General features: G+C 62.7%; 8 protein-coding genes. 3 read left to right on the top strand and 5 right to left on the bottom strand.

What is annotated here, in order from left to right:
- Positions 1–840: 840 nt before the first annotated feature.
- Both AC0Z9V_RS17875 and AC0Z9V_RS17880 read left to right on the top strand, forming a co-directional pair.
- Positions 841–1140, top strand: a complete 300-nt coding sequence (locus tag AC0Z9V_RS17875) for a hypothetical protein (protein ID WP_485142350.1) — start codon at positions 841–843, stop codon at positions 1138–1140.
- On the top strand, positions 1137–2021 hold the full coding sequence (locus AC0Z9V_RS17880) for a hypothetical protein (protein WP_485142351.1): 885 nt from the start codon (positions 1137–1139) through the stop codon (positions 2019–2021). The genes AC0Z9V_RS17875 and AC0Z9V_RS17880 overlap by 4 nt, the downstream gene beginning before the upstream one ends.
- 59 nt (positions 2022–2080) lie before the next feature.
- Here the strand turns inward: AC0Z9V_RS17880 and AC0Z9V_RS17885 are convergent, their stop codons facing one another.
- A complete protein-coding gene (locus tag AC0Z9V_RS17885; RefSeq protein ID WP_485142352.1) occupies positions 2081–6559 on the bottom strand; it encodes a helicase-related protein in 4479 nt (1492 codons plus the stop codon).
- Between the two features lie 318 nt (positions 6560–6877).
- On the opposite strand from AC0Z9V_RS17885, the gene AC0Z9V_RS17890 reads away from it, so the two are divergent.
- Positions 6878–7198, top strand: coding sequence for a hypothetical protein (locus tag AC0Z9V_RS17890; protein WP_485142353.1), 321 nt, complete (start codon positions 6878–6880; stop codon positions 7196–7198).
- Here AC0Z9V_RS17890 and AC0Z9V_RS17895 read toward each other — a convergent pair.
- The 4 genes from AC0Z9V_RS17895 to AC0Z9V_RS17910 all read right to left on the bottom strand — a co-directional run bounded on the left by AC0Z9V_RS17895 (position 7189) and on the right by AC0Z9V_RS17910 (position 10961).
- The gene (locus AC0Z9V_RS17895) at positions 7189–7596 is read right to left on the bottom strand and encodes a TnpV protein (protein WP_485142354.1); all 408 of its coding nucleotides are present in this window, start codon (positions 7594–7596) and stop codon (positions 7189–7191) included. The two genes, AC0Z9V_RS17890 and AC0Z9V_RS17895, sit on opposite strands and share 10 nt — an antisense overlap.
- Positions 7597–7782: 186 nt before the next feature.
- Positions 7783–8427 carry a recombinase family protein gene (locus tag AC0Z9V_RS17900; protein ID WP_485142355.1) on the bottom strand — a complete coding sequence of 215 codons (645 nt, stop codon included), beginning with the start codon at positions 8425–8427 and terminating at the stop codon, positions 7783–7785.
- A gap of 230 nt (positions 8428–8657) precedes the next feature.
- Positions 8658–9662 carry a hypothetical protein gene (locus AC0Z9V_RS17905; RefSeq protein WP_485142356.1) on the bottom strand — a complete coding sequence of 335 codons (1005 nt, stop codon included), beginning with the start codon at positions 9660–9662 and terminating at the stop codon, positions 8658–8660.
- 9 nt (positions 9663–9671) lie between these two features.
- Positions 9672–10961, bottom strand: coding sequence for a PD-(D/E)XK nuclease family protein (locus tag AC0Z9V_RS17910; protein ID WP_485142357.1), 1290 nt, complete (start codon positions 10959–10961; stop codon positions 9672–9674).
- Positions 10962–11112 lie beyond the last annotated feature (151 nt).

Raw genomic sequence — 11112 nt, forward strand, 5'->3', positions numbered from 1 at the left:
CCTGTCTGAGCCTCCAGCTGCAGCAGCTGAGCACGCTCCATCTCGGACATCGAGACCCGCACGTACACGGTCTTACCTTCGATGCGCTTGCGCCGCGAGGACCACACGTGTCGCTTGCCGGCACTAGGAGGACGCGAAGCGGGCTCCTGCTCCTGGCTTTCGCTCATCGCTCGCACTCCCTTCAGGCCCAGCGCAGCGCCTCTCCAAAGGAGGCCCCACACCCCAAGTGTGTCACCGCCCAGCCGCAGGCGCCAGCGGAATTCGCTTTTATAGCACATAAACACATAGCTTGCTCCGACGACGGTTGAGAACACTCTTCCCGGCGGGGTGTATCGGGTAGGTGTTCGAGCTCTCGGAAGACGCTCCGCGTCTGGATTGATTCTCACGGCTGCGCCGTTCCGTTTCGGCTTGTGAATGTACTGTCCGCCCTTCTCTTGGCAAGGCTCCAAGGCCGGCTTTCGCGGCATATCCTCGCTTCGCTCCGGTATTCCACGGTCCGACCTCTCCACCTTGCCAATTCACTTCGCGTCCAAGTGATGACGGCGTTGCCGAAAGGAACGGGGGCAAGGATGAAAGAGGGACTCATGGTGGGCACGATGATGGCACCAAAGCACGTGGCTGAGTTGTACGGCGTGACAAGCCAGGAGCTTGCTCAGTGGCGCCGAGCGAACATCGGACCGCCCTACTTCACACTGGGACGGAACACAGTCCGGTATGACTCCGGCGACATCGAGGACTGGTTCAACGATCCCGCTAACGGGTACCTCCACGATTACCCCGTGGGCCGATGAAAGTTGCACCCCGTGGCGGCTGTCTGTGCACGACGTTAGGCTGATGAGCATGGCTACCATCGACCTCGAAACCACCAAAGACCAGGCACGCAAACTCCTCGACTCACGCATCGAATCTGTCACCGACCTGGTGATCGCCCGGAAACGTGTAGACGAGCTGCGCGAGCAGCTCGCCGAGGCTGAGCGCGAGGATAAGAAGGCATACGTCCGAGCGACTAAGGACGGCTGGAGCGAGGAGGAACTGAAGAAGCTCGGACTGGAAGCTGGCGGGATTGTGAAGCGCAGGCAGGCGCGCAAGAGCGCCTCCGCGCCAGAGTCGCCCGCAACCTCAAGCGAGGTCTCCTCGTGAGTGATGCTCAGCTACTGTCCGCCCTGTCGTCAGTACCCGCTGGAGACATCTTGGTGTGGGCGTACGAGAACGCCGATAAGCGCGGCGCTAGGCACGGTTTCAACGACCAGGACAACCTTGAGGCGACGAGATTCTTCCTCGAACATGACTTGCTCGATGAAGAACGACCTGTGTCGGGGCCGTGGTTACTGACCGCACGGGGACGTCGTCTCGCAGAGCAACTCATCGAATCGCGGCGGTCCGGCCCACTGCGGCGTGCAGCTGTTCAGAAGGCAATCCTGAGACTTGTAGACGATGAGCCGACCTCCACCGACGACATCGTTGGACAGAACGTTGACGGAATTGAGGTGACCGAGAAGGAGCACCAGCGTGCAGTAGGAGCTCTGCAGGAATGGGCCCTTATCAAGGGCATCGGATCGTGGGGTAGCGATGGTCTTGTCCGTCCCACAATCACTCCGCTCGGAGTCGAGGCAATGGATGACCCACGGACACCCACTGATTTCATTAGACACGGAGGAACGACGATCTACGACAACAGTAGGAACCTCACAAACAACGGACAAATGGGCGCCGGAGCGGTTGGTGATCAGGTCTCGCAAACCGACATCACTTTCAACCTGGGCAACTCGGAAGCAGGCGACCTTTTAGCGGAGATAAGGGCGCAGCTCGAGCAGCTACAGGACGTGCCCGAGGAAGCGTGGCCGGCGTTCAGGAAGCTGGAGGAAGAGGCTCAATCTACAGCGACCACGACGTCACGACTTCAAGCCGGTTACGGCGCGTTCATGGGAGCGATTGCTGCCAAGTTGGGGGACGAATCCTACAACGGCTTACGGGAGCTCGTCGGCGCGTTGGGGTCGATGATTGCTAACACCGGACTCTAAAAGTAGAAGAAGAGGCGGTTCCTACCTTGCGTAGGAACCGCCTCTTCTGTGTCTGGAGACTAGCGTTCTAACCCACCGTCACGCTTCAAGCTCGGTGCGTGAGCGCGTCCGGCTCGATCATTTCCTGAAGAGGGGTCAGGAGCCTGTCCGGGCTTCGGAGAGTTCGGGAAAGCCATGCGCATGTGGCGCTTTAGTTCCTCCAGTTCAGGGGTGAGCGTTGTCTGCGCGGCGTCTTCTCCGCGCATCTCACGACCGATCCTCTCGACCTCCCACTTGGCCTTTTCCAGCGCCTCGGTGTGCTTGAACGGCTGCTTCAGCGCGTTCGCCGCGTCGCGGTACTCCTGCCGCGCTTCCTCCAGCTGTCGCTCACGCTTTACCACCTCGTCCGGCAGGCGCGTGACTTGATTCTCAATGCGCTGGATGACCCCGACCGTCGGGAACAGAGCATCGTTTCGTTTGAGCTCCACTGCGACGCCAGGCGCACCCTCGATCTGCAACTCCACGCGGGATGCACCCATCTCGACCATGTTCGCTTGGCCCTGTACGAACCTGATGTCGTGACCACCGATGGAGGCCATCACACCGAGGTCCTTCGACCCCTGGATAGGGGGTCGACCTGCGGCGTTCCTGTCCGCCCACGTGCGTAGCGCTTCCACTGCGTCTGTGCGCTTGTCGAGGGTCCTACCGTTGATGGTCATGCGGAACGCGTCGCCTCCAACATCGGGGGTTGTGCGTGCGGCGGCTTCCTTCAGCGCGGGCAGTTCCGCAACCAATGCGCGACCTCGGACGAGTGAGCTGTCCTTGCGGCGGGTCAGTGCTGCCTGGTTGCGGTGCCAAGCACGTTCGAGGCGCTGTAGTCGAGTCAGTTCCTGATCAGCTTTGGACTTCTCCAAGATCAATGGGTTGCCGCTGGAGATGGCTTTGACCTCCGCGAAGGACAGGGTGCTGTCTCCCACGTCTTCGATCTCGCGAACGTCGAGGCGCCCGCGCATGATCTGGTCGATGAACTTGCTCTTGCGCTCCAGCGTCTGCCACATGAAGGTGTCGAACGATCCCTTGGTGACCACCTGTGAGATGGCCACCTCGGGGTTCTGGTTCCCCTGCCGGATGATGCGGCCGTGGCGTTGCGCGACGTCGGCCGGTCGCCATGGTGCGTCGAGGTCGACCAGGTGCACGGCACGGTCTTGGATGTTCGTGCCTACGCCCATCTTCTGGGTCGAACCGACCAGCACCGCGACGTCCCCTGTCCGGCAGGCCGCAAACAGCCGGCCCTTTTCGGCGTCGTTCTTGGCTTCGTGCATGAACCGGATCTTCTCTGCTGGAACCCCACGCTGCACCAGGTCCTCGCGCAGCTGCCCGTACACGTTCCAGTTGTCCGACGGTGTGCCGAGGTCGCAGAATACGATCTGCAGTGCACCCGGTGTGGGGTGTGGTTCCTTCGTTGCCGGGTCGTCGTAGATGCGGTCCTTGTTCTCTTCGTAGACCTTCACGAGGAGGTCCGCTGTCGCGCCGATCTTCGTCTCCCCGATCAGTACGTCGAGGTCCGGGTCAACCAACCGCATGTCCAGGGCACCCTTCCGGCCGTCCGTGGAAATCTTCAGCATGTTGTCCTCGGTCGGATCGACCAGACGTGCCTGGATCTTCTCGGCGCGATCCGCGATGTCCGCGATGTACACCTCGAGCTCGATGGTCGGTTCGACCGCCACCATGCGCGGCAGCCGTCGTTCGTCGTCGCGCTGCTCGATGTCGGGGACCGGTAGCTGCAGGTCCTCGGCGGTCTTCACGTCTGCGAAGGTGTGGAACATCTTCAGCAACTCGGGCACGTTCTGGAACTTCGAGAACCGTTCCTTCATCTTGAAGCTGTCACCGCCGGCGACGGTCATCTCCATCTCGGTCACGACCTGGCCGAAGGTCGCAGCCCACGTGTCGAAGTCGTTGATGCCGGCCTTCTCCAGCAGGTCAGGGCGCAGGTAGCGCTGCATCACGTACATCTCGGTGACACTGTTGGCGATCGGCGTCGCCGTCGCGCCGGTGATCACCCGATCCCCGTGGACGCTGCGCAGGTACTCCACCTTGGAGTGGAGGTCCGTGGCACGGTTCGAACCGTCGATAGCGGCATCCTGGATGTTCGATGCTGTTTCGAGATTCTTGAAGTCGTGCAGCTCGTCCACGAGCAGGTAGTCGATACCGGTCTGTTCAAACGTGATCCCCGGGTCGGTCGGCCGGTCCAGCTTGGCCTTTGTGCGCTCCTCGAGCGCCTGCAGGCGGCTCTCAATCTTCTTCACGGAGAGCATCTTCTGGCCTGCCGCGTCGGCACGCTGCTTTGCTGCGTTCAGCTCGGCGCGCTGCCGTTCAATCTCCCGGTTGGAGTACGCGACCTGCGACTCGTCCGAGAGCTGGATGCGCTCGAACGCAGTGCGGGTCAAGATGATCGCGTCCCAGTCGTTCGCGGCCGCGCGGGCGACGAACTCCCGGCGCTTCTCGCCGGCGAGGTCGGCCGAGGAAGCGGCGAGGATCTGCGCCTGAGGGTAGATCTGCAGCCACTCCCTGGCGAACTGATCGAGCATGTGGTTCGGCACGATCACCGCGGGCTTACGGGCCATACCCAACCGGCGCAGCTCCATGGAACCCATCACCATTTCGGCGGTCTTGCCAGCCCCTACCTCGTGGAAGAGCCCCACGGACGGCTCGGAAATCATGCGAGCCACAGCGGCTAATTGGTGCGGCCTGGGCTCGAAGTTCTTCACGAGCCCGGGCAGGGTTAACCGCTCGCCTTCGACGGTGTAGTCGCGCAGCACGAGCGAGTTGAAGCGTCGGTTGTACTCGTCCGTCAAAGCCACAGCACGGTCGGCGTCTTCCCACACCCACTCCCCGAAACGGTCCTGCATCAGCTGGGCCTTCTCCTGCGCCGCAGCGGTTTCGGTGGGGTTCAGGGTGCGCCGCTGGCTTTGCGGATCAGGGTCAGGGTCGGTGACCTGAACTCGCTTCTGTTCGAGGAGGTTCTTGAAAATCTCTCCCGCCGGCATCCTCTCCGTTCCCCAGTCATTGCGGACGGTGAAGCTGTGCCTGCTGGCCTGGACGTCCCAGTTTGCGCCGGTGATCCGATCTACGCGTGCCCGTGGGTCGCGGGTGATGTGCTGCAGGAACTCCTGATGCACCTCGGCCGAGATCCACACAGAGCCGATGCGCGCCTCAATTTCATCCGCGCCCAGCGGAAGCGGCAGTACACCGCGGAGGTCCTGGACGTTGCGGTTGTACCGCTCGTCCTCGGCTGCGGCTTCGACAGCACGATCAAGCTTTTCCCTGATGTTGCCGCTGAGGTACTCCGCCCGCGTCTCCAAAGCACCCGGATCCCCTGGCACGTCATAGACCAGCTCACCCAGAGCCTGCCGTGCAGCGCCTCGTTCGACGCCGAGCAGCCGAGCAACCTCTGCGAGGTCGACCTCACCCGTGTTGTCCAAGGTGACAGCTAGTGCTTCAGCCGGGGTGTCGACGCCGCGGATGGGCTGGCGCGGCTGGACTTGGCGTTCGCGCTGCAGGGCCGACGGCGTAGCCGTCTGACTACCCTCATCGAAGTTCTCCAACGCCTTCACGAGCGCACCAAATGGTTCGCCCTTCATCAGCGCGACGGCCTTCGGCGTGACTCTGGCCATGATGTCCGCGCCAGCGTCATTGGTCCTACCGGTTCGCCGTTCCGAGAACCGGTTGATCGGCCCGTAGGTGGCCACATACGCCTGGTAGGAGCTTTGAAGATCCTGCCGTGCAGCACCGAGCTGGGGTGTGTCCTCCACATTGGTCGCCTCGAGCACGAGGACCGACCGTCCAGCATCTCGGAGGTTCAGCAGTGACCTCAACTCGGCGGCCGCCGTCCGTGGCACGGCCAGCGGAACCACCGTGCCGTCGATCCCAACCTGGGTGAACGTGCCGTCCGGGACGGCTGCGATATGGCCGACCTGCAGGTCACTGCCTGCCGGGACGATGGCGGCAGACTCGATGACCTGCCCGTCCTGACGCTCTGCCACTCCCCTGTCGGCGTCGACGGCGGTGAGGGCGATGTCCTGCAGCTGGTCGTGCAGCTGCTCCGGTACGGCGGACAGGTCCTCGTTGCGCACGGTGAGCGTCGCTGACCCGTACATGCCGTTACCCACCACGGGCTCACCCAGCACCCGCTGCGGGTTCTCGATGAAGTAGGCGTTCATCCGGGCCACGTCCTGGCTCGCGTCGAGCAGTACATCCTGCGCGGCGTCCTGGCTGTCACCTACGGACAGGACACGCGACTCCAACCACTGCGGGCTGAGCGGTTCCTCTCCCGGGAGTCGTTTGCGGAAGATCAGGACGTCGGTGAGGGCGTCGGTGCCGGCGGCGCGACGGTGCGCACCGGTTGGCAGGCGGACCGCGCCGAGCAGGTCGGCTGTCTCGTAGATTTCGCGGCGGGCTGCCGGGTTCTGGGCGTCCATGGTGAACGCGGAGGAGATGACGCCGACGACGCCACCGGGTCGGGTGAGGTCGAGGGACTTGATGATGAAGTGGTTGTGCATCGAGTGGTTGCCCGCGTTGTGTCGCGGGTCGTGCAGCCTGGTCTTGGCGAACGGGACGTTGCCGACGGCAGCGTCGAAGTACCCGGTAGGCAGGCGCGTGTCAGCGAAGGACTCGGCGCGGATGTCAGCGTCCGGGTAGAGGGCCTGGGAGATGCCCGCGGTGATCGGGTCCAGCTCCACACCGGTCATGGTCGCGGTCTCGGGTGCGAGGCCGATAAAGGTGCCTGCACCGGATCCCGGTTCGAGGACACGGCCACCGGTAAAGCCCAGCGTGCCCAGGGTCTGCCAGAGTTCCGTGGCGAGGGCGGAGTCGGTGTAGTGGGCGTTGATGACGGTCCGGTTCGCGGCCCGGTACTCGTCCTCACTCAGCAGCTCGCGCAGCTCGGCGCGGTCAGCTTCGTACTCGGCCCGGGTTTCATCGAATACCTCGGCGACGCCCGTGGCGCCCCAGCTCCCCCACCGTGCCAGCACGGCACGCTCCTGTGCGGTGGCTGCCCGATCCTGGTCCTGCAGCTCGCGCAGAACACGCAGCGCAGCGACGTTGGCCTGGAAACGCGCACGGGCACCCGATGGAGCAAGGTCATCCTGCCGTGCCGGAATGAAACGGGTGTCCGCTTCAACCGCGGGGGTCAGCTCTGAGGATTGTTCCTCGCGTCCTGATAGGCCAGCTCCTCGGCCCTGACTTCCTCCATCCCCTCCTGCAGGATCCGGTTCACTTCCTTCCGGTGCTCCAACAGGATCGAGCTGGTCGTCTCCTCCTCGTCCGTCTCGTCGCCCTCCATCTCGCTCGGAGTCAGCATCTCGGCCCGAACGATTTCCTCGGCCTGCATCTTCGAGGCCGTCAAGCGTCCGTACTTCTCCAGGAACGAGTCGGTCATCGAGTCCGGGCCCGCTAGCTCCCGCGTCAGATCCTCGACCCTCTGCTCCGCTTCCTCCCCCAGCTTCCGGAACCACTCCTCCGGGTCCAGTATCAGGGCGTACTGCGACGGCGCGGTCATCTTCCACGTCTCCTGCGCGAACTTGCCGTACTTGTTCATCGAGAACCTCCTCTGGTGGTGCGAAAAGAAATGCATCTAGGTCGAGAGTCGCTTGTCCATCAATCTGGTTGCGCTTGCGCGATCGCGCCATCGAATGCCCCCTGGTGCCGGTGAAAATACTGCCCCCACCGTACCCAGCGCCCGACCCCTCCTCGGGGAGGGTTCACAGACGCCAACCTCAGTCCTCTAACCACCACTGGCTTGACCCTTGTATCCAGCACCCGCGAGACCATCGGTACGCAGTGCGCGGATGATCGTCGACCGGTGGACCTTGAACCGCTGCGCGATGGCTTCGACGGTCAGCTTCTCCGTCTCCCTGAGCCTTCGGGCCTCAACGACATCCTGTGGTTGGAGGCGCGGTGGCCGGCCGCCCTTCCCCGCTGCGACAGCAAGGCCGGGCTTGGTCCGTTCGCGGATCAGCTCGCGTTCCATCTCCGCGACGTCCGCGATGACGGTGAACATCCGCCGGCCCGAGGCCGTGATGGTGTCGATGCCCTCGGTGAGTGACCGGAACATAATGCCCCGCTCATGCAGCGAGTCAAGGAGTTCCACGAGCCCGCGCACCGTCCGGCCCAGCCGGTCGAGCTTCGTCACCACAAGAGTGTTGCCTGGCTGCAGTGCGCGCAGGCAGCTCTCCAGCTCAGGAAGCGTCATTGTTGCGCCAGACTTTCCGTGGTCCGCGTAGACGTCGTAGCAACCGGCGTCTACCAGCTGACGGGTTTGCGCCTCGAGGTTCTGGTCCGTGGTGGACATGCGGGCGTATCCGATCAGAACGCCATCAGGCATCAGCCGCGGCTCTTCAACGCCGTCGAGGCGTTCCGGTCGATCCATGTGTCCTCCCCCAGTCCGGAGGGTTGCACAATCCGTGTCTCCCTCGCGTTATGACAGTACACGTTTCGCACTTGGTTAGAGAACCAAAGTGAGCGATTTCGACGGGTGCAGAATGTCAGTTCTCGCGCCCGTCTGCACAAGTGCTCAAGGTCGCCTCCACTGTGTAAACGAGCGTAATGCGAGGCGGAAAGAGGAGGAGTGCCGCCTTGCTTTCGAGCTCGCTGCGGTCGTCAATCGATCTCGGTGCTGGCTGCAACGCCCTCGGCAAGTCGGTCACTCATCGTCTCGACGAGCAAGCCTGCGAACTCCTCGCGCAGCTCTGGTAAAGCCTCCTCAGAATCTCGGCCGAAGAGGTCGTCTAGTGTCCAGATCGCGATGTATGGCTGACGCGGAAGCAGGATGGCGACGCGACGAATGCCGAGCGAGTCGTCTAGGTCAAGGAGCGTGTAGCTGAGCAGTTGAAACAGGGTGTCCCTGAGCCACGGGTTCGTGATGTCCTCGCGCGTCTTAAAATCAACAAGCAGGTCGTCAATTGCCAAGTCCGCATCCGCCCCTCCGACGGCAGCACTTCCGAGGAAGCTGGGGTTCGGCGTGTAGCGGACGCCGCGAGAGATAGCCTCGCCCCACTCCTCGAGGAGCGGGGTAAGCGATTTGTGCATTTGTGCGATGTCGAAGATTAGCGAATCCTCGATGCTCATCATCAAGTCAACGGATGTCTTCGCACGCTTTATCTGTCGACCTAGGTCATTCGTTAAAGCGGTCACAGGTCCGGCGCGGTAGATCGCTTCGCACCATGCCAGCGGAACCGCCAGCCTGGCAAGACTGAGCGGATGAGGTTCCGTCTCTTTCATAGTCAGGAAGGCGAAGCCGAGTGCCTCCTGTAGCAGGGTTGCGATGTGCTTGCCACGGTGCACCACGGCGGGGTTCGCGCAGAGGCGATCGAGGCCCTGCTGCGCCATGGTCTGGGTGATGTCGAAGCCCGGTAGAGCTATGCGGATACGGTAGTCGATTGCCATCCCCGCCGTGATCGCGTGGCTCCTGCGATCACGGCTCTTCACCTCAGCGGGGATGGGTATCTGGGTTGGCAGTGAAGTGAGCGCATCGAAACCAAACCGTGAAGCCATTGCGCTGCCCTGAGCGCCCCTGGTTCCGGCGAGTGCTAGGTCCGGCGCGCTCTCGTAGACGAATCGCCGCACAGCTGAATCGAGATCATTAAGGTGGCTCGTTAAGGACATGAGCCGACCCTACAGATCCTCGAGTGAGGCGTTGATTGCGTGGGTGGCTGCGATGAGCTGCTCGACGGACTGATCCGGCGCTTTGACGTACTTGTATACGAATAACGGAGCGAAGTGCCCAAAGCCGTCGCGCGGCATAACGAACCCATCTGGTGACGCAAGGATGTCGTAGAGCGGCGCGAAGTTAAACAGCTCCGGGTGGGTAGTGGCGAACATCTCGCGGGCACGCTTGTCCTCCCCGGAACGACCCTCGAGGTGCGGCAACACGACACACAGCCGGAACTGCCCCTCCTGGTACTGCCACCCGGCTTCGAGCTCCACTCCTGCGATTTGAACGTGACGTCGCCACCCGACCAGGGCTTGGCCGTGACTGATGTCTGCCTCCGTCCATCCCTCCCTTAGACCTTCGTCCGCGATCACCGCCTGCACACGCCGCGCGCGGAGCTTCCGCAGCGCGGTGCGGGTCTGCTTCGAATCGATCTCTGCAAGCTCCGAGCTGTCTAACCATGCCGACTCCTGCGTGGAGCGCACGACCGTGGTGTCGAGGAGCGCGCTCAAAAGCCTCACAACCCGCGAATAGCGTCTGACCGTTTCGACCTCATAACTGTTGTCGTCGATGTCGGCGAGGGCGAGGTCGATGCGTTCTGCAAGCTCCTGATAGCTGAGGTGGGTCCAGCCGTCGACAGGTTCGAGGAGTGGGGACATGCTCAGCAAAATGTGTTGTGCGGGCGCACCCTTCCACCGTGCGGTCTTACCCCGATACTCGTCGAGTTGAGCCTTCTCGGGCAGCGCGAACACCTTGTTCTCGATGACCAGCGGTGCCGCGCCTGGCCAGCGGAGCACAAGGTCTAGATTCTCCCGCTCTCGTTCGACGCGCCGCACGAGGTCGTCACTCTTGATGTCCTGGGTAGTGAGATCGCGGAACACGGCATCGGCGATAGTCGGCAGTGTGTCAAAGAACCACGCGAGAAAATTGCTGTGAAACAACTCGCGCTGCCCAAACATGATTCGTGCAAGCGGCTCGACGTTGAGTTCGCGAGCGATCGCCTGAACCGGCTTTTCCTCACTCGCGGGAATGCCGTCGAGGTAACGGCGCACTGGATTTGCCGCGCCCCTCGGAGGTGCGAGCCGCTCAACGCTCGTACCCACAACGTCGAGTTCCGGCGCCGGCACGCCATCAAAGCCCCACCGTCCCCTTTCGTCACCCTGGTGCCATGTCTGAATTCGGTACGCGCCGCGGACAATGCCGCCCGCCACACCAAGGGCATAGACCGCACGCTCGCGGGTGTCAGCGCCCACGCGCCAATACATGCGGGTCGCGTCGTACGTCGCCTGCGTACCCGTCTCAGGAGACCATGGCGACCTCAACCGGTCAATGCACCACCTGAGATTCTGAGGGTATCGCGGACTGGTTGGAGGTGAAGTGGGTTTGGTAGAGGTCGTTGGAACT

The organism is Arthrobacter sp. UYP4 (assembly GCF_057291175.1).

Coding starts and splice junctions, on each gene's coding strand:
- AC0Z9V_RS17875 (WP_485142350.1), top strand. CDS start 841: ATGGCTACCATCGACCTCGAAACCACCAAAGACCAGGCACGCAAACTC.
- AC0Z9V_RS17885 (WP_485142352.1), bottom strand. CDS start 6,559: ATGCACAACCACTTCATCATCAAGTCCCTCGACCTCACCCGACCCGGT.
- AC0Z9V_RS17895 (WP_485142354.1), bottom strand. CDS start 7,596: ATGAACAAGTACGGCAAGTTCGCGCAGGAGACGTGGAAGATGACCGCG.
- AC0Z9V_RS17900 (WP_485142355.1), bottom strand. CDS start 8,427: ATGGATCGACCGGAACGCCTCGACGGCGTTGAAGAGCCGCGGCTGATG.
- AC0Z9V_RS17905 (WP_485142356.1), bottom strand. CDS start 9,662: ATGTCCTTAACGAGCCACCTTAATGATCTCGATTCAGCTGTGCGGCGA.